Source organism: Rhizobium sp. FKL33 (assembly GCF_005222915.1).
Classification (GTDB): Bacteria; Pseudomonadota; Alphaproteobacteria; order Rhizobiales; family Rhizobiaceae; genus Rhizobium_E.
On the sequence record NZ_STFX01000017.1, the window covers coordinates 59,735 to 79,264 of the forward strand.

Here is a 19,530-nt window from a genome sequence, read left to right on the forward strand (position 1 = left end):
AGATGATGAAAACGATCAACTTATGGGCTCGATTTTCATGTGAACATGATCAAAATTGTCCGGAATTTTGACATATTTGTCACGGTTTAAAATCAGCCCGCGCATTGTCCGGGACGTAATCGGTGCGGTTGATGCCATGTCTGGTCAGCTTGTCGTAAAAGGTCTTGCGGGGTATGCCGAGCGCCTCGATCGTGCAACGCACGTCGCCGCCATGGTCGATAAGCGCCTTTTTGATCTCTTCGGCTTCATACTGCTCCAGCCGCTCGGGCAGGCTGAGCGTCTGACGTAACGAAGCCGAAGCCGCGACGGATTGGTCCGTTTCGAGGCCCAGCACGAAACGCTCGGCGAAATGATGGAGTTCGCGCACATTGCCCGGCCAGGACCGCGCCTTGAGATCGGCGGTCAGCCCGGCGGGACTATCCGGCGTCTGCCGCCCGAAACGCGCCGACGCCTTGGCGACGAAATGCGAAAACAACAGCGGAATGTCCTCTGCCCGTTCCCGAAGCGGCGGGATCGACAGCGTCACCACATTCAGCCGGTAATAGAGATCCTCGCGAAAATCCTTGCGGGCCGTGGGATCGCCGAGATCCACTTTCGCCGCCGCCACCACGCGCAGATCGACGGGCCTGACCTCGTTGACGCCGAGCGGCGAGATCTCCCGCATCTCCAGGACGCGCAGCATCTTCACCTGGGTGGCCAATGGCATGCTTTCGATTTCGTCGAGAAACAGCGTGCCGCCGCTCGAATATTCGATCCGGCCGACGCGACGTTTTTGCGCGCCGGTGAAGGCGCCCTGTTCATGGCCGAACAATTCGCTTTCGATCACGCTTTCCGGCAGCGCGCCGCAATTGAGCGCCACGAACTGGCCGCGACGGCGCTTGCTCCAGCGATGCAGCAGGCTCGCCACGACTTCCTTGCCGCTGCCGGTTTCGCCCCGCACCAGCACGTCGACATCGGTGTCGGCGATCTGGCGGATCGTGCCGCGCAGCCGCTCCATGGCCGGCGTCTGGCCGATCAGAGGGAGGTCGTCGGCGCTTTCCTCGAGACTGCGGCGCAGCGCCCGATTCTCCAGAATGAGCGCGCGCTTTTCCAGCGCCCGCATCAGGCTCTGCACCAGCCTGTCGGCCGCAAAAGGCTTGGCGATGAAATCGTAGACGCCGTTCTGCAGCGCCGCCACCGCCATGGGGATGTCGCCATGGCCGGTCATCAGGATCACCGGCAGATCGACATCGCGCGCCTTGATCGCGGCGTGCAGTTGCAGCCCGTCCATGCCCGGCATGCGGATGTCGCTGACCACCACGCCGGCGAAATCCTGCGTGATCGCCGCCAGCGCCGGCGCGGCCGCGCCAAACGCCATGACGTCGAGGCCAGCGAGTTCAAGCGTTTGCGTGAGCGCCGCTCTGAGATCGGCGTCGTCATCGCACAGGATCACGGAGCGGGTTGAGGTCATGCCTGATCCTTTGACAGGTGAATGGTGAAGCAGCTTCCCGCCGGGCCGGTTTCGACCGAAATCTCGCCGCTATAGTCGGCGAGGATTTCCTTGGAAATCACCAGCCCCAGGCCCAGTCCGCGCGGTTTCGAGGTGTTGAACGGCGTAAACAGCTGTTCGAGAATGTCGGGCGCGACGCCCGGCCCGTTATCCGCCACCAGAACGGCGACGCGTTCGCCGCGATCTTCCGCCCGCACGCTGACGCGCGGCGCCGGCGTATGTTCGATGGCTTCGAGCGCATTCTGCATCAGGTTGATCAGCACTTGTTCGAGCCGGATGCGGTCGACCTTGAGGCGGATGTCGGGCTCCGGCTTTTCGAGGATCAGTGCGTCGAGCCGATGGGAAAACCGGCTCTTGAGCAGCATCAGCGCGCCCTCCATTGCCTCGCCGAGGCTAACGGCGGCAGCCGGTCCGCGTCCCTTGCGCGCCAAAGCCTTGAGGTCTTCGGTGATGGCGCCGATCCGTTCCGTCAGGCCGGCGATCGCCTCCATATTGCCGCTGGCCTTGTCGAGGCTGCCGCGATCGAGAAACACGCGGGCATTGTCGGCATAGGCGCGGATGGTCGCGACCGGCTGGTTGATTTCATGCGCCACCCCGGCGGCCACTTGGCCGAGGATCGCCAGCCGGTTTGCCGCCACCAGATCCTGCTGCACCACCTGCAGCCGCTTTTCGGTGTCGTGGTGATCGGCGATCTCGGCCTCCAGCCGGTCGCGCGCCAGCGTGAGGTCGCGGGTGCGGGCCTCGACCCGGGCTTCGAGCGCCGCGCGTTGCGCCTGCGCGGCAGCGAGCCGCGCCGCCGCTCGGCGGCGTCGTTCGAAGAAAATCCCGGTGAGCGCGATCAGCGGCGCAAACAGCGCGAAGGCCGCCAGCATGTTCTGCCGCGCCGCCGCCGGCACGGGATCGGTGGAGACCAGATATTCCAGCACCCAGGGCGTCGTCGGCGCCTGGGCGCGGAGCCTGAGATAGGAGCTCTCCCGCCCGTCCGGCAAGGCGACGCGGATTTCAGCGGCGTCGCCGGTGATACGGTCGTCCTTGCGGAAGGGCAGGGGCGTCAGCGGCGCGTCGCCGAATTGCAGGCTCTCGCGAATGGCGGCGATCCGGTCTCCGGGCAGCGTCGTCATGGTTCGGAAACGCCAGTCGGGAACCGTGGTGATCAGCGCCACGCCGCGACCGTCGACCACCAGCGCCGGCCGTCCACTGTCGCGCCAGTCGGCTTCCAGCCGGTCGAACTCCATCTTCACCACCACCACGCCCAGCGACCGTCCGGCTCCGTCGATGCGGCGGGAAATATAGAGGCCGGGCCGGCGCGACACATTGCCGAGCGCGAATTGCTCGGCGACGCCCGTCGACATGGCGCTGCGGAAATAGTCGCGGAATCCGTAATTGCTGCCGACGAAGGAATCCGGTTGCCGCCAGTTGCTCGACGCTACGGTCTGGCCCGAATGCGCGATCACGTAGATCACCGACACCTGGCTGCCGCCCACCAGGCTTTCGAGCTTGCGGTTGACGCGGTCGATCCCTTGCGGTTCGGGCGCTGCGAGCATGTCGCGGATCTCGCGATCCTGCGAGAGCACCAGCGGCAATGCGCGCGGCCGCTCGAGCACCGCCCGCAACAACGCCACCTTGAGATTGGCTTCGGTCACGCCCTGGCGCTTGAGATCCTGCGTCGCGGTGACCCGGCCATAGACGCCCGCAGCATAGATCACCGCGATCAGGGCGAGGACGCCGGTGATGGCGAACAGGCTCAGCGCCCGCCGCGCGGATCGCGCCTCGGCCATCGACTGATCATGTCCGTCTCTATCCCTCTCGATCATCCAGTTATTGTGCGTAAATCCGCACGAATATCAAGGATCTATGTGTGAAAATCCGCATGAGGCGATGGCCGATCCTGGGGAAGGTGTCTGCAATAGTGAATTAAAACAATGATGTAGTCCAATTCACGCATCTTGGCACGCCCCTTGCAATTCCTCTGGCGGACGCCCGGAAAGGCCGTCGACCCGTTAACGTCTCTGCCCCGGGAGGCCGCTCGAAGCGGTTGGGGCGCGCTGGAGGATACGCACATGCATGCATCTTTCGCATCGGCTGAAGAGCCGGTCGCCAAGCGGCCGTTCTATCGCCAACTCTATGTCCAGGTTCTCGCGGCCATCGCCGCCGGCATCCTGCTCGGTCATTTCTATCCGGAGCTCGGCGCCAGCCTGAAGCCGCTCGGCGACGCCTTCATCAAGCTGGTGAAGATGATCATCGCTCCGGTGATCTTCCTCACCGTCGCCACGGGCATCGCCGGCATGTCGGATCTCAAGAAGGTCGGACGCGTCGCGGGCAAGGCGATGATCTACTTCCTCACCTTCTCGACGCTCGCGCTGGTCGTCGGCCTCATCGTGTCCAATATCGTCCAGCCCGGCGCCGGAATGCATATCGATCCGGCCTCGCTCGACGCCAAGGCGGTGCACGACTACACGGAGAAGGCGCATGATCAGTCGATCGTCGGCTTCCTCATGGGCGTCATCCCGAAGACGATCGTCGGCGCCTTCGCCGAAGGCGACATCCTGCAGGTTCTGTTCTTCTCGATCCTGTTCGGCGTCTCGCTCGCCATGGTCGGCGACAAGGCCAAGCCGGTCACCGATTTCCTTCAGGCCGTCACGGCGCCGATGTTCAAGCTCGTCGCCATTCTGATGAAGGCCGCCCCGATCGGCGCTTTCGGCGCCATGGCCTTCACCATCGGCAAATACGGCATCGGCTCGATCGCCAATCTGGCGATGCTGATGGGCACCTTCTACGTCACGTCTTTCCTGTTCGTGGCGGTCGTGCTCGGCGCTGTCGCCCGTTACAACGGCTTCTCGCTGCTCGCGCTTCTTCGCTACATCAAGGAAGAACTGCTGCTGGTGCTCGGCACATCCTCGTCGGAAGCGGCGCTGCCGGGCCTGATGAACAAGATGGAGCGCGCCGGCTGCAAGCGCTCGGTCGTGGGCCTGGTCATCCCGACGGGTTATTCCTTCAATCTCGACGGCACCAACATCTATATGACGCTGGCCGCTTTGTTCATCGCCCAGGCAACCGACACGCCTCTGTCGCTCGGCGATCAGGTTCTGCTGCTTCTCGTGGCGATGCTGAGCTCCAAGGGCGCGGCTGGCATCACCGGCGCGGGCTTCATCACGCTCGCCGCCACGCTCTCGGTCGTCCCGACCGTGCCGGTGGCCGGCATGGCGCTGATCCTCGGCATCGACCGCTTCATGTCGGAATGCCGCGCGATCACCAACTTCATTGGCAATGCGGTGGCGACCGTCGTGGTGGCGCGTTGGGAGAACGAGCTCGACGTCGAGACGTTCAACGCCGCGCTCGCAGGTCATCCGCAGCCCGTTGAAGACTTCATCGAAGCGCGGCCCGTTCCTGCCGAGTGATCTCAAGTCTCCCAAGACGCGGCAAGAGGAAGGCGGTCTCCCCGGAGGCCGCCTTCATCGTTCAGGGATGCGGCCAATAGGCGTCGTCGGTGAAATCTTCGGGCGGCGCGGCGAGCGCCGAGAGAGTCTGCGCGACGAATTCGATCTGCATCCGCACCCGGTCGATCGCCTTGGGTATGGGCTCGTCGGTCGCCAGCTTCCTGATCCGGTAGGCGTCATAGCCCAGCGAGGCGATGCGCCGTCTGGCCTCGTCTTCGATGGTTCGGGACGGAGAGCGTTGCGGCCGGCTCTCCAATCCGCCTTGAATGATCCTGAAATTCATGCGCCCCTCGCATGGTCGTCAAAGGGGCATCATGGACGCGGCGCCTTGCGCGGCGCTCGACGAGCTTAGGGATCGATCTTGGCCTCCGGCGGGCGTTCGATATGGATGCCCCCGCTGCTCTGCCTGTCGACGGGCGGAATGTCGCGTTCAGCCAGTCTGTCGGTCATCACCTCGCGCCGGCCTTCTTCCTGCAGCCTCTGGCTGCCGAGGATTTCGGCCGTGAACTGTTTGAAAAAACCGCGGATCTTCAGCAACATATCGGCCTCCTCAGGTCGCGCCGCCGGGGCTCTGCTCGATGGCGTGCGGGCTCGGTTGGGTCGGCGCTGCGCTGTCGGAGCGAAAGAGATCGTTGCTCGAAAACATCGCGACCAACAGGATAACAGCCACCACGGCGGCGAAGAAGAACCACAGCGCCCGGTTAGATCCGCGTTCATTCTGCATTTTTCGCTCCTTTTTCACTATGAGCGACTAACCGGCGAGACGGTGAGGCGTTCGACACATCTTGCAATCGGCCCTGGATGTCGTCCGAAAGACTTTGGAACGCGCCGCCGCCGTGATAGGACTGCTTCGTAAGCATCAGGAAGTGAATCAGCATGCGCGCAATGTATTACGAACGTTTCGGCGAGACACCGGAAGTGCGGACGCTCGCCGATCCGACGCCGTCTCGGTCCGGCGTCGTCATAGAGGTCAAGGCGGCTGGCCTGTGCCGCAGCGATTGGCATGGCTGGAAAGGTCACGACCCCGATATTCATCTGCCGCATGTCCCTGGTCACGAATTCGCCGGCGTCATCGCCGCCGTCGGCTCCGAGGTGAAAGCCTTCCGTCCCGGCGACCGGGTCACCGTTCCCTTCGTCTCCGGTTGCGGCCATTGCCGCGAATGCCGATCCGGCAATCAGCAGGTCTGCGAAGAGCAGTTCCAGCCGGGCTTCACCCATTGGGGATGCTTCGCCGAATATGTTGCGATCGACTATGCCGAAAACAATCTCGTCCGGCTGGACGAGCGAATCGATTTCGCCACCGCCGCCAGTCTCGGCTGCCGCTTCGCCACCTCCTTCCGCGCCGTGGTCGACCAGGGTCGCCTCCGGGGCGGCGAATGGCTCGCGGTGCATGGTTGCGGCGGCGTCGGCCTCTCGGCGATCATGATCGGCGCGGCGCTGGGCGCCAATGTCGTCGCCATCGACATCGCCGAGGACAAACTCGACTATGCCCGCCGCCTCGGCGCGTCCGTGACGCTCAATAGCCGCGAAGTCGACGATATCCCGTCCGCCGTGAAGGATGTCACCCAGGGCGGCGCGCATGTCTCGATCGATGCGCTCGGCCATCCGCAGACCTGCTTCAACTCCATCGCCAATCTCCGGCGGCGCGGCCGGCATGTCCAGGTCGGCCTGATGTTGGCCGATCACGCCCGCCCGATGATCCCGATGGCGCAGGTGATCTCGCATGAACTGGAAATCTACGGAAGTCACGGCATGCAGGCCTGGCGTTACGAGGATATGCTGGCGATGATCCTGTCGGGACGGCTCGATCCTTCGGCGCTGATCGGCTCCCGCCTGACGCTGACGGAGGCTGCGCAGGCTCTCGTCGAGATGGATCGCTTCGCCGACAAGGGCATTCAGGTGATCGAGAAATTCGCCGCGTAAAAATTGACAAAGCGCAAAGACGGTGATGGATCGGTCACTTATTGATAGAACAATAAGGTTTGAAACAGGGATGACGGGTTCGTTGGTTGAGCTCCAGCAGATGAAGTCGCCGGCGAGCGTCGAAGACGAGGCGAAGCGGATTGAAGGCGTGCGTCGCCTTCTGGCTCTCGGTTTGCGTGACGACAAGAGCCTTCAGGCCATCGTCACCGCGCTCGCGACCCTGTTCGGCGCCGCGAACGCCATCCTCACCCTCGTCGATCGCGATCGGTTGATTTTCGTCGTGCAAGAGGGTCGCCGCCGCCAGGAATTGCCGCGCAAGGGCTCATTCTGCGCGGCGACCATCCAATCGACCGAGGTCCTGGTCGTGCCGGATGGCGACGCCGATCTGCGTTTCGCCGACCGTCCGATCGTCGATGCGCAGCCGCGCATGCGCTTCTATGCCGGCGCGCCGTTGATCACGCGGGACGGCCATGCCGTCGGCGCGCTTTGCGTCGTGGACCCCAAGCCCCGGCCAGGAATCTCCGAGCATCAGAAAAACGCGCTGACGGTTCTGGCCACGCTCGCCATGGACCGCATTTCCGAATTGGAAGACGCCTGGAGCCGGGCGAGCGCGCTCGATTGTTTCGAGACCGAGACGCGGCCGATGCTGGCGGTCAATGCCGCAGGCGCCATCGAATACGCCAATGGCGCCGCCGCCGGGCTGCTGGGGCGCGCGCAAGCCGAGCTTTGCGGTCTGGCCTTCGACGCCGTCATCGCGCCGGGACCGCTCAACGCCGGCTGCGAGACGCTGATGTCGGTCTATGCGCATGGCCGCGACAGCCATATCAGCAAGCCCCTGTTCCGCACCGCCAATCTCGGCGGCGGCCGCGAAAGGCCGGTCGAAATATCCGTGCAGTCCTGGGCGGCTCCCGACGGCGCCGGCATGATCGCCTTTCTCGAGCCCGCCTCGGCGCTGGCCGCGCCCGCCCAGACGCTCGGCTTTGTCCGATCGGCGGCGGGCCGCAACACCCAGGCCGATCTGGCCCGCGCGCTTGATCACGACGAATTCCTGCTCCATTATCAGCCGCAGGTCTCGATCGAGACCGGCAGGGCGCATGCGGTCGAAGCGCTCGTGCGCTGGAGCGATCCGCAACGCGGCCTCCTTTTGCCCAAGGCCTTTCTGATCGACGTCGAGGAAAACGGCTTCGCGCTGCCGCTCGGCTGGTGGATTCTCGACGAGGCCGCGGGCCAACTCGCCGAATGGCGGCGCCAGGGTCTGCCGCTCGAGCGGGTCAGCGTCAACCTCTTCACCGCCCAGTATCGATCCGACGCGCTGGTGCGGCGCGTCCTGAACGCTTTGTCGGTCAACGATCTCGCGCCCGAGATGATCGAACTCGAAGTCACCGAAACGATCGCGCTGCTGAACGACGAATGCGGTTTGCGTTCGCTCCGCTGTCTCGCCGATCTCGGCGTTCGCATCGCCTTCGACGATTTCGGCACGGGCTACGCGTCCTTGAGTTCGCTGCAGCAGTTCCCGCTGACGACGTTGAAGCTCGACCGCAGCTTCATCCAGCATATCCAGACCAATCGCAGCGATGCGGTCATCACCAAGTCCATGATCGCGCTCGCTCGCGATCTCGGCCTCGAAAGCGTGGCCGAGGGCATCGAAACGCCGGGCCAGCACGACATGCTGGCCGAGATGGGCTGCGCGGTGGGCCAGGGTTTCCTCTATGGCCGGCCGGTGGCGCAGGAGCATCTGCCGGATCTCATCTTGCGCCGTGAGAACGACGCCCTGGCGGCGGTCGTGAACACTTCCTTTTTTCATGCCTGATTTTTGCTTGATTTGACATTGATCAAACAAGAAAACGCCATGGCGCCCCAGGATGTCATGATGCCGCGCAGTCTGCGCGACGACCTATTGTTCGAGCCCATCTGCGGGAGCAGGCATGGCAGCCTATTCAGTGAGACCCATCGCGGAGTCCGATATACTTTCGACGCAACTGCTCGTCGAGGGTGGCCGTATCGGCGTCGGAGCCGAGGAATGGCGCATTTTCATTCGCCGCATCATCGAATGGCGCGGCGCCACCGGCCTGCATGACGAGGTGCATGTGGCGGTCGATCTGGGCGGCGTGATCAAGGGTCTCGTCGTGTCGCAAGCCATCCAGAGCCTGCTCTATGGCCGCACACTCGACGCGCCGGTGTTCCTGACCGCGAGCGCCATCGATGAGGACGGAGTGATCATCGCTCTCCTGGAGAAATTGTCGGAGCGGGCGCGCGCTGCGGGCTGCCGGCAGACGCGGATCTGGTCGCCGGGCGGTCAGGCCTGGCGACGCGTAGCCGAAAAGGTCGAGGGGGCGGTCTCTTTTGAAGGGCTCTGCGTCAATGTCGCGGTTTGACCGTTTCAGAATTGGTCCAGCCTGGATGTGAAGACATAGCCCACGCCCCGCACGGATTTGATAATCTGCGGATTGGCGGGGTCCAGCTCGATCTTCTTGCGCAGCCGGGCGATCTGCGCGTCGATGGTGCGGTCGAAGGCCTCGAGGCTGCGGCCGCGAGTCAGGTCCATCAGCCGGTCCCGGCTCAACACGCGGCCGGCATTGCGGGCCATCACCGCGAGCATGTCGAATTCCCCGGTGGTGAGATCGATCATCTGCCCGTCCTGCCGGGTGAGCGAGCGCCGCGACAGGTCCAGCGTCCAGCCTTCGAAGATCACCTGGTCGCTCTCGGACGGCGTTTCCTGCCGTGCGGGGGCGCGTCTGCGCAGCACGGTGCGGATTCGCGCCAGCACCTCCCTGAGGTGGAAAGGCTTGCTCATATAGTCGTCGGCGCCGAGCTCCAGCCCGACGATGCGGTCGAGCACGTCGTCTTTGCCGGTCAGCATGATGATCGGCGTTTCGGAGCGCGCCCGGATGTCGCGCGCCAGCTCCAGCCCGCTTTCGCCGGGCAGCATCAGGTCGAGCAGGATGATGTCGAAGGCGTTGATTCTCAACGCGTCCCGCATGGCCCCGCCATCCGCCACCGCCGTGACGCGATAGCCCTCGTCTTCGAAATAGCGAGACAGCATCTGTCGGATTCGGGGGTCGTCGTCGACGACGAGAATGTGCTCCTTCTGACTGGACGGCCCGGTCATTCTCTTATGGCTTTCCGTTGGAATCGGCTTGTTACAATCCGTTACACAATTGCACGTTTCATAACAGACAAATCGTCCGCGTGTAACGGGGCGCATGGATATTGGCGACAACAGACGAGGAGAATTCACATGTTGTCGGAAGCCGTTTCCCATCGCCGCCCCCTGAATGCCGCCAAGAACATGGCGCCTGATGTTACGCTGTCGTCGATCTTCTCCGACCGGCCGACCGAATCCTTCGCCGCCGGCTCGGGTTTGGTCTGGGAGGGCGATCCCGCCAATCATGTGTTCGAAGTCGTCGAAGGCGTTCTGCGCATCTTCCGGATCATCGGCGATGGCCGCCGCGCCATCACCGGCTTTCTCTATCCAGGCGACATCCTCGGCGTCTCCATGCGCGACCGCTATCTCTACAGCGCCGAAGCCGTCAATTCGGTCAAGGTCCGCCGCTTTTCGGCCACCTCGTTTCAGCAGGCCATCAATCTGTCGCCGGAACTGCGGCCACAGTTTTTTGCCAAGCTCTGCGACGAAATGGCTGGCGCGCAGGAACAAATGGTGATGTTATCGCGCAAAAACGCCGAAGAGCGGATCTGCACCTTTCTGTTGCGCCTGGCGGACAAGGGTGCGAAGGATCGCTGCGACAATCTGGAGATCGAAGTGCCGATGACGCGTCTGGACATGGCCGACTATCTCGGTCTGACCATCGAGACCGTATCGCGCACGATCACCAGCCTGATCGGTCGAGGCGTCATTTCCCAGCGCGGCCGTCACGACATGCGCATCAACAAAATCGCCATGCTCGCGCGCCTTGCCGGCGATGGCGATTGCATGGGAGCCAACGGATCCGGCGGACCTTATGCGCGCCAGGCCGTTTGGCCTGCCTGAGCCTGAGAGGACGTCGATGTCGCCAGCCCCGCATTCGCCCACCACCGAGGCGGCATTGAACGAAATGATGCGGCTGCTCGATCAGTCGAGCGTCATCGTCCACACGATGCAGGGCGTCATCCGGCGCTGGTCGTCGGGCTCGGAGCGCCTGTTCGGCTGGACCGAGCAAGAGGCCATCGGCCAGGAAGTGCAGACCCTTCTTCAGACCGTGCTGTCGAAACCGCGCGAGGTCATCCGCGCCGCGCTTCAGGACAATGGCGTCTGGACGGGTGAGCTGGTGCACAAGCGCCGCGACAAGTCGCCGGCGCCCGTGTCGAGCCAGCTCGTGGTGGTGTCGCTCGAAGGCGACAGCGAGCCGCTCGTCATCCAGATCATCACCGAAATCAGCGAGATCAAGGATATCCAGGTCGATCTCGCCGCCCGCGAAGCGCATCTGCGCTCCATTCTCGACACGGTTCCCGAGGCCATGGTGGTGATCGACGAGGTCGGCCGCATCACCTCCTTCAGTTCGGCGGCGGAGCGTCTGTTCGGCTATGCGGCCGAGGAGGTCGAGGGGCAGAACGTGCGCATGCTGATGCCGAACCCGCATCGCGACGCCCATGACGGCTACATTTCGAACTATCTCCGCACCGGCGAACGCCGCATCATCGGTTTCGGACGGGTGGTCAACGGCCAGCGCAAGGACGGCACCACCTTTCCGATGGAGCTCGCCATCGGCGAGGCGATCGCCAATGACCGGCGCATCTTCACCGGCTTCATCCGTGATCTCACCAGTCGCCACAAGATCGAGGAGGAGCTGAGACAGGCGCAGAAGATGGAAGCGGTCGGCCAGTTGACCGGCGGCATCGCCCACGACTTCAACAATCTCCTGACCGTCATCAGCGGCAATCTCGAAATGCTGGAGTCGCGCCTGTCCGATTCCGGTCAACGCAGCCTGCTGCGGGAAGCGCAGGAGGCGGCGGAAGACGGCGCGAAACTCACAGGCCAGCTTCTGGCCTTCGGACGCCGCCAGCCGCTCAGCCCCAAGCTTGCCGATATCGGCCAGCTCGTCTCCGGCTTCGCCGATCTCCTTCGCCGCGCCGTGGGCGAAAGCATCGAATTGCGGCTGGTCATCAAAGGCGGTCCGAACCAGACGCTGGTCGACGGTTCGCAGCTGCAGAACGCCCTTCTCAATCTCGCGCTGAATGCGCGCGACGCCATGCCGCGCGGCGGCGTGCTGACGCTGGAAATCGGCCGTGTCAGGCTCGATGTCGACTATGCTCAGATGTACCCGGAAGTGCGCACCGGCGATTATGTGGCCATCTCCGTCACCGACACCGGAGTCGGCATGAGCGAGGAGGTCAAGGCCCGCGCCTTCGAACCCTTCTTCACCACCAAGCAGGTGGGCGCGGGCTCCGGTCTCGGCCTCAGCATGGTCTATGGCTTCGTGAAGCAGTCCGGCGGCCATATCCAGATCTATAGCGAGCCCGGTCTCGGCGCGAGCGTCCGGCTGTTCCTGCCGGTCGTCGGCGCGACGGAAGGACCGGGCGACGATGTTCGCTCGGGAAGCAGCGCGCCCCAACCGGCGCCGCGCGGTTACGAGACGATCCTGGTCGTGGAAGATGATCCCCGGGTGCGCCGCGTCACCGTCGGCCGCCTCTTGTCCGCCGGCTATGACGTGGTCGAGGCCGGCAATGGGCCGGAGGCGATCGAAATTCTGGAGACCCATCCGGATATCAGCCTGCTCTTCACCGATATCGTGATGCCCGGCGGCATGCATGGCGGCGAACTCGCGGAAATCGCCCGCAAGCTTCGCCCCGAATTGAAGGTGCTGTTCACCTCCGGCTATGCCGAGCCGAGCATCGCCGGCCGCGAACTGGTCAATGAGGAAAGCTGGCTGAAGAAGCCCTACACCGCCAACGAACTGGCGTTGCGTCTTCGCCAACTTCTCGATTGATCCCGGAAATGGCCGGCAGTCGTTTGCGCCATGTCAAGGCGCAGGCGATTTCGCCTGCCTATTCAGCCTTTTGGCAATATGCTGAAAGGAAATCGAAATGCATGCATTCGTCAAAGCCGCCGCTGGCGCCGTTCTCTTCGCCTCCTTCATGGCCGGCTCGGCTTTCGCCGCCGATGTCGAGGTTCATATGCTCAACAAGGGCAAGGACGGCTCCATGGTGTTCGAACCCGGCTTCGTGAAGGTCGCTCCCGGCGACAGCGTCACCTTCGTCCCCACCGACAAGAGCCACAACGCCGAAAGCATCAAGGACATGATCCCGGCTGGCGCGGAAGCCTTCAAGGGCAAGACCAACGAGACGATCAAGGTCACCTTCACCACCCCCGGCGCTTACGCCGTCAAATGCATGCCGCATGTCGGCATGGGCATGGTGGCGCTGGTGGTGGTCGGCGATGCGCCTGCCAATATCGACGCGATCAAGACGGCCAAGCTGCCCAAGAAGGCGCGCGAACGCCTGAATGCCGAAATCGCCGCCGCCGGGCTCTGAATTTCGTCTCCGGGGCGTCGTCTTGCCGTCGCCTCGCCCAGATTGATCCGCATGATCGCTCCTGCCGTAGCAAAACGGCGAGACGCAGCGTAAACTGCCGTCAGCGATTCAATGGATGCGGCATGCGGATCATTCTCATCATTCTCGGCTGGCTTTGTGTGGTTTTGGGCGTCATCGGTATTTTCCTGCCGCTCTTGCCGACCACACCCTTCATCCTGCTGGCGGCCTGGCTGTTCGCGCGCGCCTCGCCGCGCTTCGAACGCTGGCTCTATGAGCATCGCATCTTCGGCCCGCCGCTGCACGCCTGGCGCGACAACCGCGCAATTCCCCGCCGGGCCAAGGTCTTCGCCATTTCCATGATGGCGTTGAGCTTCGCGAGCATCCTCCTCATTCTGCATCCGCCGCTCTGGGTGATGCTGATGGTCGGCGCCTTCCTTTCGGCCTGCGCCTTGTTCGTCGCGACCCGCAATGAAGGCCGCGCCGGCTGACGCTTCTGCCGCAATGCCCTCGAATGCGCCGATTCCTGGCAAATCCCGCGGATTGATTCGTCTCCGGGGCTTGAAGCCGTCCCTCCCGCCGTTTATCGCCTTGCAGGACTTTGGACGTCTGACAGGAGAGCACAATGAGCGGCGTGGTGAAATTGAGCGTGGACAAGGCGTCCGACCTGATCTTCGACGCGCTGATCGGCGCAGGCGTAGCCGCCCGCAACGCCCGCTACTTCTCCGACGCCATTCTCGAGACGGAACTGTCGGGGCTCGAAGGCCATGGACTGGATTGGCTGCCGACCTATTGCGCCCATGTCGAAAGCGGCAAGGTCGACGGCGCCGCCAATCCCGCCGTCAAGCGCATGTCGCTCGTCTCCTTCCGCGTCGACGCCAAGAATGGTTTCGCCCATCCCGCCATCGAGAAGGGTTTCTCTCACCTCGTGCCGGCGGCGCAGGAATATGGCGTGGCGGCCATGGCCGTGCACAATTCCTATAACGCCGCCACGCTGGGCTTCCACACCGGCTATCTCGCCCAGCAGGGACTGGTCGCGCTCGGTTTCGCCAATTCGCCGGCGGTGATGGCCCCGGTCGGCGGCCGCAATCCGGTGATCGGCACCAATCCCTTCTCCTTCGCCGCTCCTGGCCGCAAGGGCCGCGTCGCCTTCCTGGTCGACATGGCCTCCTCGGCCTCGTCCTGGACCGCCGTGAAGCAAGCCGCCGAAAAGGGCGAGGCCCTGCCGCCCGGCGTCGCGTTCGAACGCGGCGGCCAGCCGACCACTGACGCCAAGGCGGCATTGGACGGTCTGCTCGCGCCTGCGGGCGGTCCCAAGGGGTTTGCGCTCGGTCTCGTGGTGGAAGCCATGTCGGCGGCGCTCGCCGGCGCCAATCGCGGCGTCGAAATGGGCTCGATGACCGACGACGACGGTCTGCCGGTCGGCTCCGGTCAGTTCTTCATCGCGCTCGAGCCGAAGATGTTCTCGGGCGGCCTGTTCGAAAAGCAGATCGAGCGCCTGATTGCGTCCGTGACGTCTCAGCCTGAAGCGCGCATGCCCAACGATCGTCGCGCCGCCAATCTGAAGCGCGGCCTGAAAAACGGCCTGACGATCGACAAGGCGCTCTACGAGCGCATCAAGGCCTATACCGAGCGCAATATCTGATCGCTCAGAAGAAGCGATAGGCGTAATGGAACAATGGCGACGGCTCCTGGACGTCATCGTCCGGGGAGGGACCGGTCGTGTCCCGCGTCGCCGGTTTCGCATCCTTGTCATCGACGGACTTGGTCGCTCTGACGGCCTTCTGTTCCGATTCCTGCTTGGGAATGAAGAAACCCAGTGTGAAGCCATTCATGCTGATCATTGCCGATCTCCTAGCGGATGATGAACAATGTCATAATGCCGCCATAATTGCTGCTGTAAAGCGCAAATTTGGCGTATCGCGACGCCTGAGGGGCGTCTACGCTGTGGCCGGCCTCCTCAAGCGTCGGTCGGAGATCCCTTTAACACTCGGTTAACCTCTGAAAACGTCAAGGAAAAAGCCGCATGGCCAGCAGGCGAAGCGGCTTGGGATTCCATCCATAGAAAAAGCTCAGGACGCTTCTTTTTCCAGCATCAATCCGGTGTCGGATTCGGCGTAATCGCCGGACACCAGCCGCTCAAGCGTCATGTTGTCGAGGATTTCGGCGACGGCGTCGCGGACTTCCGTCATCGACTTCCGCACCAGGCAAGCAGCCGGATCGGGACAATCGTCGCAGGATTCGAAAGCGGTGCGGCTGGCGCAACGGATCGGCGCGAGCGGTCCGTCGATGACGCGGATGGCGTGACCGACGCGTATATCGGAGGCGGGACGCGACAGCGAGTAGCCGCCGGTCGGACCCTTCTTGGAGCGCACGATTCCGGCATTGCGCAGTTCCAGCAGGATCGTGTCGAGAAACTTCTTAGGTATATTGTTGGCCAGCGCAATTTCGCCGCTGAACAAGGTTTCGCCCGGAGGCAGCTTCGCCAAGGCGATCAGCGCCTTCAGCCCGTATTTTCCCTTATTCGTCAGCATCCCGCACCAATCCAACCACGAACGCCGCCTTCATAGAACGGCACACGCCATCTATGAAGGCCTCTTATCTTAATTAAGGCGCCGACAGTTGTTTTTATATGAAATCACGCGAAAAAATGTGCTTTTTCACGACGATTCTCATGCAGCGCTGCGTCTGTGCAGCGCTCCGAGTTGCGAGATCGCATTTTTGATGGCCGCCATCGACGGAAACACCTGTCCGTCGACGCCCATGGCGTGAAATTTAACTGCGAGAAATCTCAGTGATTCCCCATCACGAATGGCGATTCCGACTGGCTCACCGGCCAGTTCGACGACCTGTTTCTGCATGATCCGTCTCCATACCCGGGTCCACAACGTGGGTCTGCCCGGCTTGTTCCTGCGTTGAATGTGGTCATTTCAAACCATTCCGCGCATTCGACAGGAGATCGTGACAACGAGGTGAGACTGTAAGCCTTGGCGATTGTTCCCTGGCATGGCGTCATCCTTTCCCGTTCCGCTCCGGACCATCCGAAGACAGGGAGAGAATAGCAGAGATTCGCAAATACACAAATTTAGTAGAATTCCAAAAATCAACCCTGGGGGATTATTTGTCTAAATTCCAGCCGCCGAGCGGAAAATTACCTCGACGAAAAGCGAATGGCGGCCGCAAGGGCCGCCATGGAAGGTGCTGGATGAGCAGGGTCGGATCAGAAGAAGGCCTGAATGCCCGTCTGCGCCCGTCCGAGGATCAGCGCATGGACGTCATGCGTGCCCTCATAGGTGTTCACCGTCTCCAGATTCTGCGCATGACGCATCACGTGATATTCGATCTGGATGCCGTTGCCGCCATGCATGTCGCGGGCCTGGCGGGCGATGTCGAGCGCCTTGCCGCAATTGTTGCGCTTGACGATCGAGATCATCTCGGGGGCGAACTTATGCTCGTCCATCAGCCGGCCGACGCGCAGCGAGGCCTGCAGGCCCAGCGCGATTTCGGTCTGCATGTCGGCGAGCTTCTTCTGGAACAACTGCGTGCCGGCGAGCGGCTTGCCGAACTGGTGGCGGTCGAGGCCATATTGACGGGCGCGCAGCCAGCAATCCTCGGCGGCGCCCATCACGCCCCAGGAAATGCCGTAGCGGGCGCGGTTGAGGCAGCCGAACGGACCCTTGAGGCCCGACACATTCGGCAGCAGCGCGTCTTCGCCGACTTCCACGCCGTCCATCACGATTTCGCCGGTGATCGAGGCGCGCAGCGACAGCTTGCCGCCGATCTTGGGGGCGGAGAGGCCCTTCATGCCCTTTTCGAGAATGAAGCCGCGGATCTGGCCGTCATGCGCCTCCGACTTTGCCCAGACCACGAAGACGTCGGCGATCGGCGCGTTCGAGATCCACATTTTCGAACCGCGCAGGCGGTAGCCGCCATCGATCTTCTCGGCGCGTGTCTTCATGCCGCCGGGGTCCGAGCCGGCGTCGGGCTCGGTCAGGCCGAAGCAGCCGATCAGCTCGCCCGAGACGAGGCCCGGCAGATATTTGTCCTTCTGCGCTTCCGAGCCATAGGCGTAGATCGGATAGATCACCAGCGAGGACTGCACGCTCATCATCGAGCGGTAGCCGGAATCGATGCGCTCGACCTCACGCGCCACCAGGCCATAGGCGACATAGGAGGCTTCCGCCGCGCCGTATTTCTCCGGCAGCGTCACGCCGAGCAGACCGGCTTCGCCCATCAGCTTGAACAGGCCGGCGTCGGTCTTCTCCTCGAGATAGGCTTCGCTCACGCGCGGCAGCAGTTCCGCCTCGGCGAAGGCCTTGGCGCTGTCGCGGATCATCCGCTCTTCGTCGGACAGTTGGTCGTCGAGCAGGAAAGGGTCTTCCCAGTTGAAGGCGGACATGGCGCTCATCTCTCACTCCTGAAAATTTTGCCCGAACATGCCTTTCCGCGTCCTGCGCGACAAGCCATATTTACTCTGCCGGATATCAGATTTAGGAATAACCGATGTCCATGACCCAGCGCCGCCTCCTGCCGTCCACCGCTGCTCTCGCCGCCTTCGATTCCGTCGCCCGGCTCGGCAGCTTTTCGGCGGCCGCCGATGAATTGTCGCTCACACAGGGCGCGATCAGCCGGCAGATCGCCATTCTCGAGGAGCAGCTGGGCGTGCGCCTGTTTCACCGCAACGGCCGCGGCGTGGTGCTGACGGACACCGGCAAGACCTATGCCGAGGGCGTCGCCGAAGTGGTGCGCAAGATCAGGCTTTTGTCGCTGGAAGCGATGTCGAATTCGGCGGGAAACCGCCTCAGCCTCGCCATCCTGCCCACCTTCGGCACCCGCTGGCTGATGCCGCGCATTCCCGATTTCGTGGCGAGAAATCCCAAGGTCATCATCAATTTCGCCACCCGCATCCGCCGTTTCGATTTCGAAGCCGAGGAGATCGACGCCGCCATCCATATCGGTCAGCCGGATTGGCCGGGCGCCGATTGCCAGTTTCTGATGCATGAGGATGTGATCCCCGTCGCGAGCCCGGATTTTCTGGCGCGCAATCCGGTGGTCAGGCCGGAGGACATGATCAACCTGCCGCGCGTGGAGATGGCCTCGCGGCCCGGCGCCTGGGAGCACTGGTTCGGCAGCCTCGGCGTCGACATCCGATCGAGCGGCGGCATGCGGTTCGAGCAGTTTTCCAATGTCGCCCAGGCCTGCATCGCCGGCCTCGGCGTGGCGCTGATGCCGGTGTTTCTCATCGAGGCGGAACTGGCGAGCGGCCAGTTGGTCAAGGCCTATGATCACAAGGTGCGCAGCCAGAGCGCCTATTATCTGGTCCGCCCCCTCGCGAAAGTCTCATATCCGCCGGTCAAGGCGTTTTCGGATTGGCTGATCGGCCAGGTCCGAGCCTTCGAGGCGGAGCGTCAACAGTAAAGCCGGCGGCGGCCGGCCAAGGAGGTTCACATGGCCTGGTCGGCAGAGCGCTATCTGATATTCGAGGATGAACGGACGCGACCGGCTCGCGAACTCCTGTCGCGCGTCCCGGAGATCGGCGAGGCCTCGGTCTTCGATCTCGGCTGCGGCCCCGGCAATTCCACCGAATTGCTGGTCGACCGTTTCGGCGCGAGCCGCGTGTCCGGTCTCGACAGCGACGACGACATGCTGAGCGCCGCCCGGCGCCGGCTGCCGGACACGCCGTTCCTCAAGGCCGATCTCGCCGACTGGCGCCCCGAAACGCTCGCCGGTCTGCTGTTCGCCAATGCGGTGTTCCAGTGGCTGCCCGATCATCCCGCCCTTCTCGAGCGGCTGATGGATGATCTCGTCCCCGGCGGCGCGCTCGCCGTGCAGATGCCGGACAATCTCGATGAGCCCAGCCATCTGATGATGGAGGAGAGCGCCCAGGCCGGCCCCTGGCGCGCGAATTTTTCCGCGAGCGTGCGCCGCTCTCCGTTGCCCTCGGCCGAGAGTTACTACAATCGTCTCGCGCCCAAATCGGCGCGCGTCGATCTCTGGCGCACCACCTATTATCACATAATGACGGGTCCCGACGCGATCGTCGACTGGGTGCGCGGCACAGGCCTTCGGCCCTATCTCGATCGGGTTCCGGAGGAGATGCGTGCCGATTTCCTCGCCGATTACACGGCGCGCATCGCCGGCGCCTATCCCGCCCAAGCCGATGGCCGGGTGTTGCTTGCCTTTCCCCGGCTGTTCATCGTCGCTGTCAGGGCGTGA

General features: G+C 63.3%; 21 protein-coding genes. 11 read left to right on the forward strand and 10 right to left on the reverse strand.

Features of this window, described 5'->3' with window-relative positions; translation table 11 throughout:
• Positions 1–79: 79 nt before the first annotated feature.
• Positions 80–1,450 carry a sigma-54 dependent transcriptional regulator gene (locus E8Q41_RS10360; RefSeq protein ID WP_137155462.1) on the reverse strand — a complete coding sequence of 457 codons (1,371 nt, stop codon included), beginning with the start codon at positions 1,448–1,450 and terminating at the stop codon, positions 80–82.
• A complete protein-coding gene (locus tag E8Q41_RS10365) occupies positions 1,447–3,303 on the reverse strand; it encodes an ATP-binding protein (RefSeq protein WP_246660154.1) in 1,857 nt (618 codons plus the stop codon). Before E8Q41_RS10365 ends, E8Q41_RS10360 begins: the two co-directional genes overlap by 4 nt.
• Before the next feature lie 246 nt (positions 3,304–3,549).
• On the opposite strand from E8Q41_RS10365, the gene E8Q41_RS10370 reads away from it, so the two are divergent.
• A complete protein-coding gene (locus E8Q41_RS10370; protein ID WP_137155463.1) occupies positions 3,550–4,887 on the forward strand; it encodes a dicarboxylate/amino acid:cation symporter in 1,338 nt (445 codons plus the stop codon).
• A gap of 61 nt (positions 4,888–4,948) precedes the next feature.
• On the opposite strand, the gene E8Q41_RS10375 is transcribed toward E8Q41_RS10370, so the two are convergent.
• The 3 genes from E8Q41_RS10375 to E8Q41_RS25525 form a co-directional block, all read right to left on the reverse strand.
• Positions 4,949–5,209: a hypothetical protein gene (locus E8Q41_RS10375; protein ID WP_137155464.1), complete on the reverse strand. Its 261-nt coding sequence runs from the start codon at positions 5,207–5,209 to the stop codon at positions 4,949–4,951.
• A gap of 65 nt (positions 5,210–5,274) precedes the next feature.
• Complete coding sequence (locus tag E8Q41_RS10380) at positions 5,275–5,466, reverse strand: hypothetical protein (RefSeq protein WP_137155465.1); 192 nt, start codon at positions 5,464–5,466, stop codon at positions 5,275–5,277.
• Between the two features lie 10 nt (positions 5,467–5,476).
• Complete coding sequence (locus tag E8Q41_RS25525) at positions 5,477–5,650, reverse strand: hypothetical protein (RefSeq protein WP_170976439.1); 174 nt, start codon at positions 5,648–5,650, stop codon at positions 5,477–5,479.
• Positions 5,651–5,802: 152 nt separating this feature from the next.
• On the opposite strand from E8Q41_RS25525, the gene E8Q41_RS10385 reads away from it, so the two are divergent.
• The 3 genes from E8Q41_RS10385 (at position 5,803) to E8Q41_RS10395 (ending at position 9,224) form a co-directional block, all read left to right on the forward strand.
• Entirely contained in the window at positions 5,803–6,849 is a 1,047-nt protein-coding gene (locus E8Q41_RS10385) for a zinc-dependent alcohol dehydrogenase family protein (RefSeq protein ID WP_137155466.1), read from the forward strand.
• A gap of 70 nt (positions 6,850–6,919) precedes the next feature.
• Complete coding sequence (locus E8Q41_RS10390; RefSeq protein ID WP_170976440.1) at positions 6,920–8,659, forward strand: EAL domain-containing protein; 1,740 nt, start codon at positions 6,920–6,922, stop codon at positions 8,657–8,659.
• A gap of 115 nt (positions 8,660–8,774) precedes the next feature.
• The gene (locus E8Q41_RS10395; RefSeq protein WP_137155468.1) at positions 8,775–9,224 is read left to right on the forward strand and encodes a hypothetical protein; all 450 of its coding nucleotides are present in this window, start codon (positions 8,775–8,777) and stop codon (positions 9,222–9,224) included.
• A 5-nt stretch (positions 9,225–9,229) separates the two neighbouring features.
• On the opposite strand, the gene E8Q41_RS10400 is transcribed toward E8Q41_RS10395, so the two are convergent.
• On the reverse strand, positions 9,230–9,958 hold the full coding sequence (locus E8Q41_RS10400) for a response regulator (protein ID WP_137155469.1): 729 nt from the start codon (positions 9,956–9,958) through the stop codon (positions 9,230–9,232).
• A gap of 129 nt (positions 9,959–10,087) precedes the next feature.
• On the opposite strand from E8Q41_RS10400, the gene E8Q41_RS10405 reads away from it, so the two are divergent.
• The 5 genes from E8Q41_RS10405 (at position 10,088) to E8Q41_RS10425 (ending at position 14,959) form a co-directional block, all read left to right on the forward strand.
• Positions 10,088–10,837 carry a helix-turn-helix domain-containing protein gene (locus E8Q41_RS10405; protein WP_137155470.1) on the forward strand — a complete coding sequence of 250 codons (750 nt, stop codon included), beginning with the start codon at positions 10,088–10,090 and terminating at the stop codon, positions 10,835–10,837.
• A 16-nt stretch (positions 10,838–10,853) separates the two neighbouring features.
• The gene (locus E8Q41_RS10410) at positions 10,854–12,773 is read left to right on the forward strand and encodes a PAS domain-containing sensor histidine kinase (protein WP_137155471.1); all 1,920 of its coding nucleotides are present in this window, start codon (positions 10,854–10,856) and stop codon (positions 12,771–12,773) included.
• Between the two features lie 97 nt (positions 12,774–12,870).
• Positions 12,871–13,317: a pseudoazurin gene (locus E8Q41_RS10415; RefSeq protein ID WP_137155472.1), complete on the forward strand. Its 447-nt coding sequence runs from the start codon at positions 12,871–12,873 to the stop codon at positions 13,315–13,317.
• Between the two features lie 122 nt (positions 13,318–13,439).
• The gene (locus E8Q41_RS10420; protein WP_137155473.1) at positions 13,440–13,805 is read left to right on the forward strand and encodes a YbaN family protein; all 366 of its coding nucleotides are present in this window, start codon (positions 13,440–13,442) and stop codon (positions 13,803–13,805) included.
• A gap of 134 nt (positions 13,806–13,939) precedes the next feature.
• Positions 13,940–14,959, forward strand: a complete 1,020-nt coding sequence (locus E8Q41_RS10425) for an Ldh family oxidoreductase (protein WP_137155474.1) — start codon at positions 13,940–13,942, stop codon at positions 14,957–14,959.
• A gap of 4 nt (positions 14,960–14,963) precedes the next feature.
• On the opposite strand, the gene E8Q41_RS10430 is transcribed toward E8Q41_RS10425, so the two are convergent.
• From E8Q41_RS10430 to E8Q41_RS10445, 4 genes are all read right to left on the reverse strand, one after another.
• Positions 14,964–15,158, reverse strand: a complete 195-nt coding sequence (locus E8Q41_RS10430) for a hypothetical protein (RefSeq protein WP_137155475.1) — start codon at positions 15,156–15,158, stop codon at positions 14,964–14,966.
• Between the two features lie 228 nt (positions 15,159–15,386).
• Positions 15,387–15,848, reverse strand: coding sequence for an Rrf2 family transcriptional regulator (locus E8Q41_RS10435; RefSeq protein WP_137155476.1), 462 nt, complete (start codon positions 15,846–15,848; stop codon positions 15,387–15,389).
• A gap of 138 nt (positions 15,849–15,986) precedes the next feature.
• Positions 15,987–16,175 (reverse strand): hypothetical protein, encoded by a 189-nt coding sequence (locus E8Q41_RS10440; protein ID WP_137155477.1) that lies wholly within the window; start codon positions 16,173–16,175, stop codon positions 15,987–15,989.
• 359 nt (positions 16,176–16,534) lie between these two features.
• Positions 16,535–17,722, reverse strand: a complete 1,188-nt coding sequence (locus E8Q41_RS10445; protein WP_137155478.1) for an acyl-CoA dehydrogenase — start codon at positions 17,720–17,722, stop codon at positions 16,535–16,537.
• Positions 17,723–17,817: 95 nt separating this feature from the next.
• On the opposite strand from E8Q41_RS10445, the gene E8Q41_RS10450 reads away from it, so the two are divergent.
• Positions 17,818–18,732: a LysR family transcriptional regulator gene (locus E8Q41_RS10450; protein ID WP_137155479.1), complete on the forward strand. Its 915-nt coding sequence runs from the start codon at positions 17,818–17,820 to the stop codon at positions 18,730–18,732.
• Between the two features lie 30 nt (positions 18,733–18,762).
• Positions 18,763–19,530: a trans-aconitate 2-methyltransferase gene (gene tam, locus E8Q41_RS10455; protein ID WP_137155480.1), complete on the forward strand. Its 768-nt coding sequence runs from the start codon at positions 18,763–18,765 to the stop codon at positions 19,528–19,530.